The sequence below is a fragment of the Streptococcus sp. SK643 genome (genome assembly GCF_000259505.1).
Taxonomy (GTDB): domain Bacteria; phylum Bacillota; class Bacilli; order Lactobacillales; family Streptococcaceae; genus Streptococcus.
Map to the genome: position 1 here is coordinate 1 of NZ_AJMM01000005.1, position 17026 is coordinate 17026.

The following is a 17026-nucleotide window of genomic DNA, read 5'->3' on the forward strand; positions in this document are numbered from 1 at the left end:
TTCATAGTTGGAGCTAAGTTCTCAAAACTCGTATCTCTTTTATCTAACTTTAAGCATTTAGCTGTGATTTCACTCGGAAGAGAACCCCAGAAATAAGTTTTAGGACTAATGCTAGTCATATCCAAAAGATATTTTTCACCTTTAAATTCTACAATTTTATGAAAAGTTTTATTTGTTTCTTTAAATTTTAATTCCATATTCACCACCCAAACACTTTCTGAGTTGATTTAATACCAGAATCAATACTATTTCCGACTTCCTTGATACCTGCATCAATTTTGCTTCCAACTTCCTTGATACCTGAATCAATATTACTTCCCATTTCCTTAACACTTTTTTCAAGATTGTCACCCATCTCGTTTGCTGTATCTTTGGTTCCTAGAAAATTATGTATATAAGCTAAACCTACCGTAAATCCAACAGCAAGACTCCTACTATAGTCCATTAATAATTTTTTGGAGGTTAGTTCTTTTTTACTTCATATTGGTGCGTTTTATTTGTAATGAAAGATACCTCCTGCCAATTTATCAGCTAGCTTGGGAAAGAGAGTATAAAACTTATGGGCTAGGTTCAACAACATCGGTAGATTGAGTTCGCGTTTGTTTTTCCCAATAATTCCTATAATCTTTTTAGCCACTTTATCTGGCTCTAGGAGAAAGCGTTCAACTGACTGGAGATAGGCACCATCTGGATCTGCTTGGTCAAAAAATGCTGTTCGGATAGGGCCTGGATTAACCGTTGTCACATAGACTCCATAAGGCAGAAGTTCTAATCGTAGGGCATTTGAAAAACCAATAGCCGCAAACTTAGTTGCTGAGTACAAACTTGATTTAGCTGTTGCAATCAAACCTGCCATGCTGACAATATTGATGATATGACCTTGCCTCTTCTCCTTCATACGAGCACCAATTCGACGAGAAAGGTTCATTAAAGCAAAGGTATTAACCTCAAACATCTGATGAAGATCCTTGTCAGAAATCTGGTCAAAATCTTCAAAGATTCCATAACCAGCGTTGTTGATCAAGACATCAATCTTGCCATAGCGAAGATAGAGGTTAGCAACCAAGGTTTCTAGGGCTGAGTCATCGGTAATATCGATTTCAATCAATTCTACCTGTGGATGATTTCCGTAGAGATTAGCTAATTTTTCCTGACTTCTACCAAGTAGGATAAGCTGGTCGTCAGGCAAACCTTTGACCATTTCTTGAGCAAGTCCACCACTAGCTCCTGTTATCAGAATCGTTCTCATTTTTTCCTTTCTGGGGGTCTTAGATTTCCACTTCTTCTAAGTCTTTGACCACGTGGACATTTTCAAAGATAGTAGCTGCATCATTCTTGAGCTTGCTGATATCTTTCGAGAGGAAACGGGCACTGATATGGTTGAGCAAGAGGCGTTTAGCACCTGCTTCTACTGCCACCTGCGCTGCCTGCATGTTAGTAGAGTGGCCATGGTTACGAGCAATTTTTTCATCACCCTTACCATAAGTCGACTCATGGACAAGGACATCCGCATTAATACCTAAGCGTACACTGGCATTCGTTTTTCGAGTATCTCCTAAAATGGTGATAATCTTTCCAGGACGTGGAGCAGAGATATAGTCTGCTGCCTTGATTTCGGTTCCGTCTTCCAAAACAACATCCTGACCGTTTTTGATTTTTCCAAAAAGTGGGCCAAATGGGACGCCAGCAGCCTTGAGTTTTTCAGCATCCAAGGTACCTTCTAGGTCCTTTTGCATTACACGATAGCCAACGCAGAAAATAGTGTGATCCAACTCCTCTGCATACACCGTGAATTTATCAGTCTCAAGGATTTTTCCTAAAGAATCTTGGTCAAACTCATGAAAATGAATGCGGTAAGGCAGGCGCGAACCTGACACACGAAGACTGGTTAAGACAAATGACTTAATTCCTTGCGGACCATAGATTTCCAAATCTGTCTGCTCTTCATTGGCCTGAAAGGCCCGGCTAGATAAAAAACCAGGTAGACCAAAAATGTGGTCACCATGTAGGTGAGTGATAAAGATTTTGCTGACCTTCCGTGGTCGAATTGTGGTTTCTAAAATACGATTTTGTGTTCCTTCCCCACAGTCAAAGAGCCAAACTTCATTAATCTCATCCAAAAGTTTCAAAGCAAGACTTGATACGTTGCGGGCTTTAGAGGGCTGGCCAGCCCCCGTTCCTAAAAATTGAATATCCATTCGATACTTTCTAATTAATCAATATATAACATGGCTGTGCGGTTTTCCGATCGGAAATAGCGCTTGCCAGAAAAAGCTGTGGCTTCTTGTAATAACTCCTCTTGGCTGTAGCCTTTGAGACGCTTACGACCATCTGCCAAGCTTTCCAAATCAGTCAAAGCTGTGAGACTATCCACACTAACAACTTCCTCATCTCCGACCTCTTTCATATAAATCTTGCCAGACTCTTCAAAGACTAGTTGATGGGGGAAAATTTGTGCAATCTCAAAGAGCAAGCCTTCTGAAATAATCTCTTCATTTTCAGAGAAAATTCGACCCAGTCCCTCACTCTCATAGCAAAAACCAAAAGACTTACCAGTTAAATTGAGGCGAATAAAGGGTTTCTTTTCTAATGTAAAGGTCGGCTGAGCGTTATAGAGGTCTAGTTCCTGACTCAGTTTAGCAAAGTAAGCTGTCGCAGCCTCAGGACTCTTTTTCTGGTAAAGCTCTGCAAAGTAGGCGTTGACAACACTAGGTGGAGGAGTAATGAGGGACAACTGCTCCTGCTCTGATTTCCCAGCTAAGAACTGCTCCAAATAAAGTAAATCTAAGCTGGTGTAGCCACCGTATTTGAGGGCTAATGCTTTCATATCAGTCATAAAATTCCTCTAACCTCCATTTATTTTTAGCTGCTATATAACCAGTTATTAGTTCACCATCTTCTTGATAATCACGTTCTTCAAGAATCGCTACACTTTCTAAATCATGAATCTTGTAGGATTTAGAGAAGGGCACACGCAGGGTAAAGGATTCAAAAATATCATTGATTTTCTCTAAAAATAGAGCTTGCAACTTCTCACGACTATCCTCAGATTTGGCAGAAATAAGAGCGTATGGCGTTTGGGTCGGCATGAAATCCTCCACCAAATCCGCTTTATTATAAAGTGTCAGGCGAGGAATGTCTTCCATATCCAAGTCCTTCATGATGGACAGGACCGTTTTTTCATGCTCTTCGTGATAGGGATTGCTGGCATCGATAACATGAACCAAAAGGTCTACATGCTTACTTTCCTCCAAGGTTGACTTAAAACTGGACACTAACTCTGTCGGCAAGTCTTGGATAAATCCAACGGTATCAGTCAAGGTCACTTGGAGATTTCCACCTAGATGAATACTCTTAGTCGTCGCATCCAAAGTCGCAAATAGCTCATTCGCTTCATATTGGGTCTTGCTGGTCAAAGTGTTCATGATAGTAGACTTCCCAGCGTTGGTGTAGCCAATCAATCCAATCTTAAAGGTGCTGGACTCTAGACGTTTTTCTCTAACCGTAGCACGATTTTTCTCGACGACCTTGAGCTGGCGCTCGATATCCGTGATTTGATTGCGAACACTACGACGGTTCAGCTCTAACTGACTTTCACCTGGTCCACGAGAACCAATGCCACCCGCCTGACGACTCAGCATAATCCCCTGACCAACCAAGCGGGGCAAGAGATACTTGAGCTGGGCCAAATGCACTTGGAGTTTCCCTTCATGGCTTCGAGCCCGCATGGCAAAGATATCCAAAATCAACTGCATCCGGTCAATAACCTTAACACCTAGAACTTCCTCCAAATTGACATTTTGACGAGGAGTCAGGCGGTTATTAACGATGACCGTTGTGATTTCTTCTGCATCGACCATGAGCGCAATTTCTTCTAACTTTCCAGAGCCAACAAAGGTCTTGGAATCATATTTATCACGCTTTTGTCTGTAAGTATCGACTACGACTGCCCCAGCTGTCTTGGCTAGACTGGCCAGTTCTTCCATGGAGAGGTCAAAATTATCCATGCCTTGTAATTCAACACCAATCAGCAAGACCCGTTCTTCTTTTTTCTCCGTTTCAATCATGTAAAAACTCCTCTATCTGGCTAAAAATGCGGTCTTTTACACCAGACTCTCCAATTTGATAAAAGGTCACCTGCATACGATTACGGAACCAGGTCAACTGACGTTTAGCAAAGCGACGCGTTGCCTGTTTAAGGCTGTCACTAGCTTCATCCAAAGACTCTTCCCCTCGAAAATACGGAAAGAGTTCCTTGTAGCCAATACCTTTAGCTGCCTGAACATCAGGATAGTTATCAAACAACCATTTAGCTTCGTCCAAAAGTCCAGCATCAAACATCAAATCCACGCGATGATTAATCCGTTCATAGAGTTGGCTGCGTTCATCATCCAAGCAGATAATCAGCGGTTCATACAAACTCTCTTGATTTTCCAAATCTTGAGCAAAATGAGCGATTTCCAAGGCCCGCATGGCACGGCGACGGCTAAACTGGGGAACTTCAAGATTATTTTGAACTAAGAGCGATGCCAATTCTTCATCTGAAAAGGGCTCTAAACTAGCCCGATAAGCTAAAATCTCCTCGTGAGGTGTCTCCCCTCCCAAATGATAGCCTTCTAGGAGACTCTGAACATATAGCCCTGTTCCACCAGCAATAATAGCTAGTTTCCCTCTACTTTGAATATCTTCTATTGCAGTTTTAGCTTCCGAAACAAAATCAAAAGCCGAGTAGGACTCGGTCACATCTCTTACATCAATTAAGTGATGAGGAACTGTCGCTAGCTCCTCTGAACTGGCTTTCGCAGTCCCAACATCTAGCCCTCGATAGACCTGCTGACTATCTCCACTAACAACTTCACCATTGAAGCACTTGGCAACCTCAATGGCAAGGGCCGTTTTCCCAACAGCAGTCGGTCCAACAATCACAATTATTTTTGTTTTCATCTTTTTTCCTTGAAAAATTCCCATTTTTTCGTTACTATTATTATAACACAAAAAGATCAGGCAGAAAAATGCTACCTCTTGAGGAGCCTGTCTGGTTAGGAAGATAAAGGAGGAAGACTCATGGCTAAAGGATTTGCTAAAGGTCTCGTAACAGGTGTCGCAGGAACTGTCGCTGCAGTTGCAGGTGCAGTATACGCATTTAAAAAGAAAGTGATCGAACCAGAAGAAGAAAAAGCAGCTTTCATCGAAGAAAATCGTAAAAAAGCAGCTCGCCGCCGCGTATCACGTTAAAATAAAAAGAAGTTGGGAAATCCCAACTTTTTTTACTTTTTAAATAGCCAAGTCAAACTTCAACTGTGGTTTGACAGGGTCATAATCGACCAATTCAAAATCCTCTGCTCTGATATCAAAGAAATTAGTCTTATCTGGCACATTCAAGACCAAACGAGGTTGGCAGTTTGACGGCTCTCGGCGAAGCAATTCCTCTGCTTGTTCAAATTGATTGTCATAGATATGAAGGTTATTGATAAAGTAGAAAAACTTCCCAACCTTCCAACCGAAATGCTTGGCAATCATCATCTGTAAAGCCACATACTGCATGGCATTGATGTGATGGGCCACCAGCATATCATTCGAACGTTGAGTCAAGGTCGCATCCAGATAGATCTCACCATCTACACGACGGACATCAAACATGGTCTGAAAGGCACATGGAAGAAGACCGTCTGTTTCCTCAAAAGCCTGATAATCCCAGAGCGAGATAATATTGCGACGGTTCCAAGGATTTTCTTCCAATTGTTTGAGAATCTTATTGATGATATCGTGCTTTTTAACCACGGCACCATAGCGCTCACCAATGGTTCCTGTATTTTCCACTTCCCAGTCATTCCAGTAGTGAACATTGTACTTATCATTAAGCACTTCTAGACTATTTGACTGGTCTTGGTAGATCCAAAGAACTTCCTTGATAGCTGATTTGATAGCAATGGGACGCAAGGTCGTAATAGGAAATTCACCCTGAGCCAAATCATATTCAGCAAAGGCACCTGTCACATATTTAGAGTTGGCAACAGTTCCGTCCTTGTACTTGGGACGAGCTTGCTCTGAGAAAACACCTTCCTTTAGAATCCGTTCAATATTTTTCTTAAAAATTAGATCTGCTTTGGTCATCTATACTCACCTCTTTTATAGTCCTAACTAGTATAGCATAAAAAGAAAATTTCTACATCCTTAGATAATCAATAGCTTTCTTATATTTTTCTAATCGTTCCAGATCCTTTTCAGTAACAGTAGCTAGTCTAGATAAATCTGAATTATGTTTCAAATCTGCAAATTTGACACGACGTGCTATAGGACTAGATTTAACAAGTTCCAAATATTGTTGATAATCTTGTCCTTTTTTCTTGGTCAGTATCTGTACAGCACTAACAACAGTCTCTGGTAAACCAGCCAATATTAGTTCTTCTGCTGTATAAGGGCTATCTTCAAGAACATCGTGCAATAGGGCTACTGCCTTTTCTTCTTGCGTATCGACTAGACTTGCTACAAAAAGAGGATGTTCAATATAATCTACTCCCGCCTTATCATATTGACCTTTGTGAGCTTTTTTAGCGATAGACAAGGCCAAATCAAACATGGATTGTTCTGATTGATTCATTAAATTTTTCCTTTCTAAATACAAGAAGCTATTTGCTTTAAACTAGTAGATATCATTTAAAAAGAGCTTGATTGATCACCAAGCTCTGTCATTTTTTATCTTACTGTAAAACAAGTGATGCAGCACCGATAACTCCAGCATCGTTTCCTAGAGTTGCAAGAGCCAATTTCGTTGTCGAACGTACTTGTGGGAAGGTGTTTTCATCGTAAACCTTTTGCACACCTTGTAGAAGGAATTCTCCAGCTGCCGAAACTCCACCACCGATCACGATTGTTGATGGGTTTAGGATTGAACCGATGTTGGCACAAGCGATTCCCAAGTAACGTGAGAAGTTACGGTAAACGATCAAAGCAAGGTCGTCTCCTTCTTTTGCTAAATCAAAAACAGTTTTAGCAGTTACTTCTTCCCCATTATCAATCAAGCTCTTCAAGCTAGCACTACCCTCATATTCATCTGCATAACGGCGAGTCAGGTTAACAATACCTGTTGCAGAAGCTACTGTTTCAAGACAGCCTTTCTTACCGCAAGTACATGCGATTGGTTGGTCAAAATCAACAGTAATGTGACCAAGCTCACCTGCTGCGCCAGCAACACCGTGAAGCAATTTTCCTTCTGCGACGATACCGCCACCAACACCTGTACCAAGAGTCATAAAGACAACATCTGGTTGGTTATCACCCGCACCCATCCAACGTTCACCAAGAGCTGCCACGTTAGCATCATTATCGATGAAGAATGGAATACCCAAGGCTTTTTCAATTTTTTCTTTGATTGGTTGTAAGGTCTTCCAGTTTAAGTTATAGGCACCGATAACAGTCCCTTTATCACGATCAACCACTCCAGGTGAACCCATTCCAATCCCTTGGAAATCTTCTGCTGACAAACCAAGCAAATCTAAACGATGTTTGATAGATTCAATCATATCGTCTACAATATGGCTTCCTTCATCTAAAATGTTAGTCTTGATAGACCATTTTTCTTGAATTTCTCCAGTTGTTGTTAAGATTGCAAACTTGATAGATGTTCCACCAAGGTCAATTCCGATAATCTTTTGACTCATCTTTTCTCCTTTTTTCTCTGATAGTATTTGAAAATGCTTACAGAGATAGTATAACAAAAATTTTCGACTAATGCAAAGGTTTGCATTATATTAGTGACAAATTTTAGTTAAGATAGTTCCCACCATCAAATCCGTAGTATTCTTCAAGTGTCAACCCACTTGCTGCAATTTCCTTGGCTTCTTTTCCAACATAGCGTAAGTGCCATTCCTCATGCATATAACCTGTTACACTCTCTTTGCCTTTAAGGTATCGAACAACAAATCCATAGTCTGCAGCATGGTCTAACAACCATTGAGCAGCACTTGCATCTTCAACTAAGTGTCCATCTGTACCAATAACATCAAAAGCAAGACCTGTTTGGTGTTCACTATAGCCAGGTCTAGCTGAATAACGATCAGCCGCAGCCTGACCTTCTCTATTTACATAGCTTTGATATAATTGTGCTTGAGTTCCATAACTTCTAAATCCACTATAGGTATTGCTAACAGCATAGCCTTCTTTTTGCATCTGTGCAATCAGTTTTAAAAAGGCAGCTTTAGCAGTTGGATTGTCCCCTGGATTGTAGTCTTTAGACAAAGGATAGTGTTTATTTACAACAAGAATCTCATCGTACTTCCCTTGAAGGCTATAATATAAGCCTCTATTAGTTACTTTAGTATTTGAATCTGAATTTGAATTTGAATTTGAATTTGAATTCGATTTCCACAAACCTGAGCCATCTACATAATAACGTCCACCATCTACCCATTCATTGACAGCCATTTTACCATCTGATTTTAGATAATAATTGCCTTGCCATGCATTACGAGAGTAAGAGCCATCTGACTTCAAATAATACCAGGCTTGATAGGAAGCATCATAAACCCATTCACTCTGAGCCATTTTACCATTTGATTTTAGATAATAAGATCCTTGCCATGCATTGCGAGCATATGAACCGTCTGATTTTAGATAATACCAAGCTTGATACGAAGCATCATAAACCCACTCGCTCTGAGCCATTTTACCATTTGATTTTAGATAATAAGCCCCTTGCCATGCATTACGAGCGTATGAACCATCTGATTTTAGATAATACCAAGCTTGATACGAAGCATCATAAACCCACTCACTCTGAGACATTTTACCATTTGATTTTAGATAATAAGCCCCTTGCCATGCATTACGAGCGTATGAACCATCTGATTTCAAATAGTACCAGGCTTGATACGAAGCATCATAAACCCATTCACTCTGAGCCATTTTACCATTTGATTTAAGGTAATAACTTCCCTTCCAAGTATTAGTTACAGGATTTCCCTTGTCATCATGATAGTACCAAACTCCATCCTTTTGAACCCATCCACTTGTGATTGTTGAACTAGAGTTTGTTTTTACCTCAGTCGATTTTCTTGGTTTGAAAGCCCCCTCAGGAGCATTTTTCAATTCACAAGCTATGCCATCATGATCTTTATCTAACTTGGCAGAATAACCTGGCTCTCCTTGACGCATATCCGAATATCCATGGGCCCATGCTTCCTTACAACTAGAAAAATGAACATTTTCTTCTGCGACAGCAGCTTGAGAAAACATGGCTAAAAGTGGCAAAGTAACCAAACTTATTTTTAATAACATACGTTTTTTCATTATTTTATCTCCTCCTTTTTGATATCGCTTACATCCTTATTTTATCAAACTTATTTCTACATTTCAAGAAAACTTCTGGTCTTTTCTGCAAACTCTTTTGGTTTGTCAGTATTCAGAGTGTGAGGACCGTCAGGTATAATTTGAAACCGAGCCTGGGGTAACAGCTGATAAAGCTTACGCATTGAAATTAGATTTGGTAGATCCTTACTACCACAGATTAACAAGCTTGGATAGTGACAATTCTGTGCAATTTGAGTTAAATCAAGTGTTTTCATTTCCTCTGAAACTCCCACCATAAGCGTCTTATCTGCTCCCTGCTTTTCAAAAAAGCTTTTTGGAAGTAGTTTAAAAATCATCAATTGGATTTTAAATAAGATATTTCCAGCTAGTTTCAGAGGGCAACCTGACAAAACTAAACCTTGAAGATTTGGTAAATCGTAACTTGAAAGCTCCAGTGCAAGAGTAGCACCTAGAGATAAACCAATCAAAACAAAAGGCTGATTCTCCTCTGATAAATGCTTAGCTACCCGTTTTTTAGCTTCCTGATAAGATTCAACTCCCGAAGGAAACAATTCAAGAATTTCAGATGGATAATCTGCAAGCAAAGCCTGCACTTCTTCCCAACTCTCCGCTGACTGACCTAATCCATGTAAAAAAATCAGTTTCATTTAGTTATCCTTTAATGATAATTTATATAAGCCCCTAACTGCATTACAGCCATATATAGCTTCTGCTTGGGCTAGTTCTTCTAAGGTTAAGACTTTTTCTTCTACCTTTCCTTTTTCAAGTAAATGCTGACGATAAATTCCTGGCAATATTCCAAGATTGATTGGTGGGGTATAGAGTTTTCCAGCGATTTGCAAGACTAGATTGCCAATCGATGTTTCTAGCAATTCTCCGTTTTCATTATGATAAATTTTTTCTTGTTTGGCAACAGTCAAATGTGGTCTATAAGTCGTTTTGAAGTAGGTAAATGGTGTTTGCAAACTCCTTTCCTGCAAGCAAAGTTGAGCTTGACAGAAAGCTGGGCTAAGTGGGGTTAATTCCTGACAACAAAGATCTATATCGCCAGACTTACTGATGCTAATCCTTAAACGATAGTCCTTTTCCACATGGCAAGCCTGACACTCTGCATCAATCCTTTGTAGCAGATTTTCTGGATTAAAAGGATAGGCAAAATAGCGGCCAGCATTTCTTAGTCTGTCTATGTGTTCTTCTTTAAATAACAAATGTTTCTGACTAATTTTTCCTGTCGTAATAAGCTGAAAAGGAACCTGTTTCCGATAAAGCACAGCAGCCTTTTGATGGACCTCATTATATTCAGACTCCCAAGTACTATCCCAAGTGATTCCACCACCAACTCCATAAATAGCTTGGCCCTTGTGAAGTTGAATGGTACGAATGGCCACATTGAAAATTCTCCGTCCATTTGGAAGCAAGATGCCAATGGTCCCACAGTAAACTCCACGTGCTTGGGGCTCTAGGTTTTTGATAATTTCCATAGTCGCTATCTTAGGTGCCCCTGTTATGGAGCCACATGGAAAGAGTGAGCGAAAAACTTCAACTAAATCCACATCCGGTCGAACTTGACTTTTAATAGTTGAAGTCATCTGCCATACAGTCGAATATTGCTCTACCTGACACAAGCGTTCCACATGCTCACTTCCCACCTCAGACAGTCGGTTCATATCATTACGCAAGAGGTCCACAATCATCATATTTTCAGAACGATTTTTGGGATCCTGTTCCAACCAAGCTGCCTGGTCCAAGTCCTCTTGATTGGTCAGTCCACGTTTGGTTGTCCCCTTCATTGGCCTTGTCGTCAAATCACATCCCTTTTGTTCAAAAAAGAGCTCCGGACTCATGGAAATCACTGCCATCTCATCATGCTCAACATAGGCATTATAGCCCGCCTCCTGCTCCACTACCATACGATTATAAATAGCAAAAGGATTGGCAGTCACTGCCTGCTTGAGCTGAACCGTATAGTTGACCTGATAGGTGTCACCTTGACGCAGATGATGATGAATCTGAGCAATGGCTTTTTCATACTCTTCCTTTGAGGTTTCTTCCTTCCAATTTGACGGCATATCAATTTCGTCATAAGTCAATGGTATAATAGATTTTTCAACACTATCATGAACCGTAAAGTAAAGCAAATATTCTCCCATCAAGGGAGCTGGGTGAACAGCTAATTTCTCCTCAAAAGCCGGTGCAGCTTCATAACTGACATAACCTACTACATAGTAGCCTTGTTGCTGGTAGTCTTCCACCTGGGCTAATAGGTCCTTCACTTGAGCCAAGTTTCTTGTTTTTAATTCTTTAATAGGCTTGGTAAAAGTATGTCTCTCACCCAAAGCTCTAAAATCAATTACTGTTTTTCTATGCATAGCTTAAGTATAGCATAAAATAAGAAAAGCCTCATCCACAAAGTAAGCGAGTAAAAACTCAATTCTGACAAAACTTTAAAAATATTCTCGAAAATCTCCTTGCATACTCTCAAAAACTTAGACACCACTATAAACTCTATCAACTATTACTGTTTCATTTCCCAGAAAAATAAACAAACCATTTCTTTGAACTGATGATAGAAACGATATCCTATATAAATCCCATCTTTCTAACTGTTTTTAAGACTTTTTTGAAAGATAAGGAGAAGATCATGAATGCACTGGAGCTACCCTACTCAAATGAAAAACTAGAGGCGACCCATAATCTCATCGAAGTCATCAAGCGAAACGCTATTGGTTTCCGGAATTTTGACAACTTCAAAACTAGAATACTTATCGATTTAAACATCAAAAAGGAGAGAAACAAGTTGGTTCTCTCCAGGTTGTAACTTTTCATCAACCCACTACAGTTGACAAAGAGCCTTTATTATTCTATTAAAATCCTATCTACTATTTAGAGAACAAATCTCCAGTAAATCCATTCGTTTTTTGTAGAAGTTGTTTATAAACTTTCTCTTTCAGGCTAACTGTATTTCCAAATCCATTCCCTTTGAGATCTTTTTCAACTGCTTCATCAAACAATTCTTGAAGTCTGGCATACGTTGAAATTTTCTCACCATTAATTTCAATTTCAACAAGGCCTTTTTGAGCTTTCTCATGAACTTCATGGTACCAAGCAGATTTCCATTCTTCTAAGTTTTGGAATCTTCCATTTGAAACTTTCTTAATGATGAAATCGTCTCCAACATAACCATTGTTTTCTTTCTTAGCAGCATCTTTATATTTATTAGAAGCGTATCCTAAGAAACCATCGAGGTAACCAAAGTAACCCCACATACGGAATGTATTATGTTTAAATGAAATAGAACCTACAGTACTTCTACTTGTATTACCACCATAGATACCTGCCATCATATTAACGGTTTGATAAGCAGAATCGAAACCTTCCGAACGATAACGTCCATTACCAGGCATTCCATGCTTGGTAACAAAATTATTGTTTACCAATTGATCAATCGTTGTTAACTTCATGTTTTTCTCTTCATCATTTAAATCACGAAGTTTATCCCATTGATGTGGTTCACCTTTTAGGCTGTTACGATCAGCATTCGAACGCCATTCTCGATCCATTTTCTTAAACCACTTATCATTTGTACCTTGATTTTTCTTAATAACGGCATCAGCTTCTAAGTAATCAAGCATCATCATTGATTCATTATAATTCTTCATGTAATGATCAATCTTTTGACGACTATCTAACATATTAGGATTATAGTTATACCATTGGTTACCATCATTTTGACGTTCATATGCCATGTTTAATCCTAAGGCACCATATTCTCCATTTGGATTTGAGACTGATGGTGATTGTAACATACCTTGAGCGAAGGCTTCAACGTCTGTTCCTTCACGGTGACGCCATGTTCCTAAGTAGGCCATACGGTCATTGATGTGAGTCGTTTCGTGAGTGAATGCAGATGTACCAAAATCACTAATCATGCTAGAGATGATGTAATATACAGCCTCTTGTGGTTGTGGATTTTGGAAGATATAAGCGTATGCGCCCATTCCATTGTATCCATGCCACTTATCAGTCGGACCATAGAATTCACGAATTGGAGCAAAATCGCCTTTCTTCGTATGTCCCATACGGTCAACCCATCCCAAACCTGGTACATCATGGTTATCCCAAATTGCAGATGGTACCATATTTTCACTCTTAAGAAGATTATTTCGTACATTATCTGCAGCAAGTCTTGACCAGAAGTCTAAGTAATTGATTTGTTCTTGCGCACGTAAATCAACTTGCTTCTTGAACGCTTCACGTTCTTCTGCCGTATTCTTACCATATTTCTCAAATGAACTAAAGGCAATGGTATTATAGGTTGTAATTAAAATCATATGCGCTTTCTTCAGATTCAGAAGTGGTAAAATATAACGTCCGTGATGTCCATTATTAATTACTTCATACAATTTATGTTTCTTATTCGCAAAATCAGGATTTGATGATTGTTTCTCAACAACATAAGCGTTATCTGCAATGTTATTCTTGAACCAAGTATTCATATCTGTTTCACTAGTGAATAATTCCATGTTGTACTTCAGGAATTCGTGTAAGTTAGCTTTACCAGTAGCACTTGCAAGAGCTCTGTTAAATGCATCGTGTGATTGATCACCTTTTAGGTTGTTACCATTTGATGCGAAGCTGATTAATCTATCAAGTACATTAATGTTCTTACCGTAGAAATCCGGTTTGAAGGTCATCATATTTTTGATATTTAATCCGTCAAATTTAATTCCATAGTATTGGTTTAAATAAGCCAGAGCTAACATAATCTTAGCTTTGTTATCTTCAACTTTTTTAATCAATGCACGTTTAGCTGCTTCGTCCGTATTTAATTGATGGTCTTCATTTTCAACTAAAGCTTTAACTAAAGCATCAAGATTATCTTTTACTTCTTTGAAGCTTTCTTCCATGTATAACATCTTAGGATTGTTATTAATCTTACGAACTTCATCTGAATCAAGTTCAACAGAAGCTAATTTAGCTTTGATATCGCTGATCAATTGTGTCCTATCTTTAACAACCATATTTGGTGTATAGACAATATCACCTAATCCTTCAATACTATATTCACGAACTTGTTGAACCTTAGATTCTTTTTGTGTAATAGCTTTAATTTCTTTCGTCTTATCAGCATAATGAATCATAATCTTATCAACATCTGATAAGTCAGTCACAAATTGACCATCTTTCATACCTGTAACAGATAGTACCTCAGTCGTTAATAATTTAGAATCTGCAGGAATCTTGTTACCTTGGTTTATAATCCACTCTTTATTGTAGAATGGTTGAAGTTTTTCAATATTACGGTATGCAAGTTCACGAGATGCATCATAATCTTGAGTAGCTTTATACGTATCAGCTTTATGTTTTGTATTATTAAGTTTATCTTCTGTTAGTGGGTTAATCACGAATTGATCAGCTGTGATACCCATTGCTTCGATTTTCTTGTTCGCTTCTTCAAGACTAATTTCTTTAATTCTATTTGAACGTGAGCGTTGATATGAACGACTACCTGCACTAACATCTTTTACTACAAAGTTTCTTTCTAGTACATCGTTTGTATAGTAACCATCTTCAGTATCAATATCTCTAGATCCGTAGAATTCTTCACCGTTTTTAACTTTCATCATTGAAACAGTATCTGCAACTCTACCCCATGTCCAGTTTTTACTGATGAAACCACCAACTTCAACAGGGTTCTTAATATCTATAGTACCTTTAGTCACCGCATTACGTACAGAAGCATATTTATCAATTCCGTTAGGGTCAGAACCGTTATCTGTAACAGCAACAAGTCCACCAACACGAGCTTTATTAGCAACGATATCAGCATCTACATAGGCTTTCTTAATATTACCTTTCCAAACTTCACCTGCAATACCAGCCATACCCCAAGGTCTATCACCAACACCAGTAAGTTTACCGATAAAGGCAACATTTGTCAGTTGTCCACCAATATCCACCTTATTAGTGATACCAGAGATTCCATCTTTACCAAGAATACTACCTGTTACTTTAATATTTTCAACAGTAGCGTTTTTAACAGATCTAGCAAGAGCAGAAATGTTTTCAATCCAAGGCATATTGATGTTAACGTTAGCTAAGTTAAGATTTTTAACTGAACCACCCTCTACAATGCCAAATAATTGACGTGCCATGTTGTGGATTGAATAGTGTTGACCGTCAACACTTGTTAAATGACCTTTAAATGTACCAGGCACATACTCTTTATTAGGAGTTGGTACGTTAGCAGCATTAAGGTCTGCACCAAGTTTAAAAGTACCACTTGGATTAGCTTTCATAGCCGTTACTAGGTCGTTAAAGCTATAATATACATCACCGTCGTGTGTTTTTTGTTTTTCAAAGTAATGAACATACTCTTCGCTAAGTGTGTTGTCAGCATTCCGTTGAATCAAATCAGGTGCTTTGGCAGTGACTTTGTATAAAGTTTTTCCATCTTTTTCTACTTCTTCAATCTTGTCAACAGAAAGTCTTGTCACTTTATTATCATGAGTTGTCACACGTAAATATAATGGAGCAACATCTGTTGGTTTTTCAGATAATAAGCTCTTATCTGTTTCATTTCCTTCAGCATCTACACTGATTAAACTAGTTTCTTTGATATTTTTAATTTCAACTTTTTTAAGATCAATTCTAAGAGGTTCTTCTTTAAGAACTTCTTCTTGGTCACCTTCACCTAAATTATAAACCATCTTCGTTTCAAGTTTATAATCTTTGTAGTACTGTAAGTCTGTCAAAGAAGCTGTTAGATCTTCTGGTGAAACATTCAAGGTCTTCACAATCTCATCACCTTTTTTTAGAGTCAAGGTGATTGATTTAATAGCAGCTTTACTTGGATTCTCTAGGTTATATTTAATTTGTGATGAACGTTTTAAATCTTGAACATCGACCAGTGACAAGCTCAAGATTGGTTTCTCAAAGGTTTTAGTTCCTAACTTGATGATACGATCTTGGTCTAACTCCAAAACCTGTTCCACAATTTTTGGTGCTTCTTCAGTTTTTAAACCTTTGATAGTTTTGTAAGTCTTGGTAACTTTTTTCTGTCCATCTTTTCCTTCTTGGACAGTAACTCTTTCACCTTTTTTCAGTTGGGCATCTTCTTTAATAACTTCCTTAAATGGAATCTTTTCAAGACTTTCTTCAACAACTGTTCCTTCAATTGGCTTAATTCCACGTTTTATTTGCTCATTGATAGGATCCTTTGTAACTTCTGTACTAGTTGTACCTTCTCCAACTTTAACACCTTCTACAGTTTTATAGGTTGTTTTGGTAACTTGGTTTCCTTTTTCACCATTTCGTACAACTGTTTCTTCATCTGTATACTTTGTTGGATCCTCAATAACTTCGGTTTTATACTCGAGCTCTGTAGTTGATTCTTCAACAACTGTTCCTTCAGTAACCTTATACTCTGGTAACTCTGCTTGAACAAGAGCTTCTCCAGCACGTCCCTCTTCTTGAGTTCCTTTCACATCAACTGAGGCTTCTGGTAAGTCAGCTTGTGTCAATGCCTGACCTTCTTTACCTTCTTCTTGAGTTCCCTTCACTTCAATTGGAGCTTCTGGTAATTCTGCTTGTGTTAAAGCCTGACCTTCCTTACCAACTTCTTGGGTTCCCTTCATTTCAATTGGAGCTTCTGGTAATTCTGCTTGTGTTAGAGCCTGGCCTTCTTTACCAACTTCTTGGGTTCCCTTCACTTCGA

The 17026-nt window shown here is 38.8% G+C and carries 13 protein-coding genes and 4 pseudogenes; 2 read left to right on the top strand and 15 right to left on the bottom strand.

The features are described from left to right. The 7 genes and pseudogenes from HMPREF1117_RS03120 to miaA all read right to left on the bottom strand — a co-directional run. Positions 1–197, bottom strand: a pseudogene (locus HMPREF1117_RS03120) (DUF443 family protein); the annotation flags it as partial. Between the two features lie 2 nt (positions 198–199). Continuing rightward, positions 200–445, bottom strand: a complete 246-nt coding sequence (locus HMPREF1117_RS0101895; RefSeq protein ID WP_000386664.1) for a hypothetical protein — start codon at positions 443–445, stop codon at positions 200–202. Positions 446–493: 48 nt separating this feature from the next. Then, positions 494–1249, bottom strand: coding sequence for an SDR family NAD(P)-dependent oxidoreductase (locus HMPREF1117_RS03125; RefSeq protein ID WP_001259180.1), 756 nt, complete (start codon positions 1247–1249; stop codon positions 494–496). A 19-nt stretch (positions 1250–1268) separates the two neighbouring features. Next, entirely contained in the window at positions 1269–2198 is a 930-nt protein-coding gene (gene rnz, locus HMPREF1117_RS03130) for a ribonuclease Z (RefSeq protein WP_000354342.1), read from the bottom strand. 14 nt (positions 2199–2212) lie between these two features. Continuing rightward, on the bottom strand, positions 2213–2836 hold the full coding sequence (locus tag HMPREF1117_RS03135) for a hypothetical protein (RefSeq protein ID WP_000131259.1): 624 nt from the start codon (positions 2834–2836) through the stop codon (positions 2213–2215). Further along, a complete protein-coding gene (gene hflX, locus HMPREF1117_RS03140; protein ID WP_000573180.1) occupies positions 2829–4067 on the bottom strand; it encodes a GTPase HflX in 1239 nt (412 codons plus the stop codon). Before hflX ends, HMPREF1117_RS03135 begins: the two co-directional genes overlap by 8 nt. After that, complete coding sequence (gene miaA, locus HMPREF1117_RS03145; RefSeq protein ID WP_000850160.1) at positions 4060–4944, bottom strand: tRNA (adenosine(37)-N6)-dimethylallyltransferase MiaA; 885 nt, start codon at positions 4942–4944, stop codon at positions 4060–4062. Before miaA ends, hflX begins: the two co-directional genes overlap by 8 nt. A 120-nt stretch (positions 4945–5064) precedes the next feature. On the opposite strand from miaA, the gene HMPREF1117_RS03150 reads away from it, so the two are divergent. Beyond that, a complete protein-coding gene (locus tag HMPREF1117_RS03150; RefSeq protein WP_001051779.1) occupies positions 5065–5235 on the top strand; it encodes a DUF3042 family protein in 171 nt (56 codons plus the stop codon). Positions 5236–5274: 39 nt separating this feature from the next. Here the strand turns inward: HMPREF1117_RS03150 and HMPREF1117_RS03155 are convergent, their stop codons facing one another. From HMPREF1117_RS03155 to pabB, 7 genes and pseudogenes are all read right to left on the bottom strand, one after another. Continuing rightward, complete coding sequence (locus tag HMPREF1117_RS03155; protein WP_000158593.1) at positions 5275–6114, bottom strand: thymidylate synthase; 840 nt, start codon at positions 6112–6114, stop codon at positions 5275–5277. A 52-nt stretch (positions 6115–6166) separates the two neighbouring features. Continuing rightward, the gene (locus tag HMPREF1117_RS03160; RefSeq protein WP_001076407.1) at positions 6167–6601 is read right to left on the bottom strand and encodes an HD domain-containing protein; all 435 of its coding nucleotides are present in this window, start codon (positions 6599–6601) and stop codon (positions 6167–6169) included. A 100-nt stretch (positions 6602–6701) separates the two neighbouring features. Continuing rightward, the gene (locus HMPREF1117_RS03165) at positions 6702–7661 is read right to left on the bottom strand and encodes an ROK family glucokinase (protein WP_000078584.1); all 960 of its coding nucleotides are present in this window, start codon (positions 7659–7661) and stop codon (positions 6702–6704) included. Between the two features lie 103 nt (positions 7662–7764). Continuing rightward, positions 7765–8313, bottom strand: a pseudogene (gene ldcB, locus HMPREF1117_RS11935) (LD-carboxypeptidase LdcB/DacB); the annotation flags it as partial. Beyond that, a pseudogene (locus tag HMPREF1117_RS11940) lies at positions 8314–9288 on the bottom strand (excalibur calcium-binding domain-containing protein); the annotation flags it as partial. A gap of 56 nt (positions 9289–9344) precedes the next feature. Next, positions 9345–9956: an alpha/beta fold hydrolase gene (locus tag HMPREF1117_RS03170; protein WP_000766566.1), complete on the bottom strand. Its 612-nt coding sequence runs from the start codon at positions 9954–9956 to the stop codon at positions 9345–9347. Beyond that, positions 9957–11678 carry an aminodeoxychorismate synthase component I gene (gene pabB / locus HMPREF1117_RS03175; RefSeq protein ID WP_000554829.1) on the bottom strand — a complete coding sequence of 574 codons (1722 nt, stop codon included), beginning with the start codon at positions 11676–11678 and terminating at the stop codon, positions 9957–9959. It lies immediately after the preceding gene. 77 nt (positions 11679–11755) lie between these two features. Here pabB and HMPREF1117_RS03180 point away from each other — a divergent pair. After that, positions 11756–12127: pseudogene (locus HMPREF1117_RS03180) on the top strand (transposase); the annotation flags it as partial. Positions 12128–12188: 61 nt separating this feature from the next. Here HMPREF1117_RS03180 and HMPREF1117_RS03185 read toward each other — a convergent pair. Beyond that, positions 12189–17026: ZmpA/ZmpB/ZmpC family metallo-endopeptidase (locus HMPREF1117_RS03185; RefSeq protein WP_000374795.1), on the bottom strand; the 4838-nt coding region annotated here is incomplete at its 5' end.

What these genes read in the sequence shown, in the direction of transcription:
- HMPREF1117_RS03160 (WP_001076407.1), bottom strand. Translation starts at nt 6,601, where the DNA reads ATGAATCAATCAGAACAATCCATGTTTGATTTGGCCTTGTCTATCGCT.
- HMPREF1117_RS03150 (WP_001051779.1), top strand. Translation starts at nt 5,065, where the DNA reads ATGGCTAAAGGATTTGCTAAAGGTCTCGTAACAGGTGTCGCAGGAACT.
- hflX (WP_000573180.1), bottom strand. Translation starts at nt 4,067, where the DNA reads ATGATTGAAACGGAGAAAAAAGAAGAACGGGTCTTGCTGATTGGTGTT.
- miaA (WP_000850160.1), bottom strand. Translation starts at nt 4,944, where the DNA reads ATGAAAACAAAAATAATTGTGATTGTTGGACCGACTGCTGTTGGGAAA.
- rnz (WP_000354342.1), bottom strand. Translation starts at nt 2,198, where the DNA reads ATGGATATTCAATTTTTAGGAACGGGGGCTGGCCAGCCCTCTAAAGCC.
- pabB (WP_000554829.1), bottom strand. Translation starts at nt 11,678, where the DNA reads ATGCATAGAAAAACAGTAATTGATTTTAGAGCTTTGGGTGAGAGACAT.
- HMPREF1117_RS03155 (WP_000158593.1), bottom strand. Translation starts at nt 6,114, where the DNA reads ATGACCAAAGCAGATCTAATTTTTAAGAAAAATATTGAACGGATTCTA.
- HMPREF1117_RS03165 (WP_000078584.1), bottom strand. Translation starts at nt 7,661, where the DNA reads ATGAGTCAAAAGATTATCGGAATTGACCTTGGTGGAACATCTATCAAG.
- HMPREF1117_RS03125 (WP_001259180.1), bottom strand. Translation starts at nt 1,249, where the DNA reads ATGAGAACGATTCTGATAACAGGAGCTAGTGGTGGACTTGCTCAAGAA.
- HMPREF1117_RS0101895 (WP_000386664.1), bottom strand. Translation starts at nt 445, where the DNA reads ATGGACTATAGTAGGAGTCTTGCTGTTGGATTTACGGTAGGTTTAGCT.
- HMPREF1117_RS03170 (WP_000766566.1), bottom strand. Translation starts at nt 9,956, where the DNA reads ATGAAACTGATTTTTTTACATGGATTAGGTCAGTCAGCGGAGAGTTGG.
- HMPREF1117_RS03135 (WP_000131259.1), bottom strand. Translation starts at nt 2,836, where the DNA reads ATGACTGATATGAAAGCATTAGCCCTCAAATACGGTGGCTACACCAGC.